Raw genomic sequence first — 340 nt, forward strand, 5'->3', positions numbered from 1 at the left:
AGAGGTGGTTTCGTCACGGTCCTTGCGCAGAACCGGCGCGAACAGCGTCTCCGGAGCACTGTCCTGGCCCATCGAGGAGAGAACACCGTCCGGGCCCAGCTCCAGGAAAGCCGTCACACCGAGGGTGGCGAGGTGAGAGACGCCGTCGGCGAAACGCACCGCCTCACGGACGTGCCGCACCCAGTACTCCGGGTCACACACCTCGTCCGCGACAAGCTCACCGGTCAGATTCGACACCAACGGGATACCCGGAGCCTCGTACGTCAGTCGCTCGGCGACCTGCCGGAACTCGGCAAGCATCGGCTCCATCAACGGCGAATGGAACGCATGCGACACCCGC

At 65.6% G+C, this 340-nt stretch carries 1 protein-coding gene; it reads right to left on the minus strand.

The features are described 5' to 3' along the window. Nucleotides 1–340, minus strand: a 340-nt coding sequence (locus JK363_RS41780; protein ID WP_201883539.1) for an acyltransferase domain-containing protein, incomplete at both ends; no start/stop codon positions are given.

The sequence above is a fragment of the Streptomyces coffeae genome (assembly GCF_016741875.1).
Lineage (GTDB): Bacteria > Actinomycetota > Actinomycetes > Streptomycetales > Streptomycetaceae > Streptomyces > Streptomyces coffeae.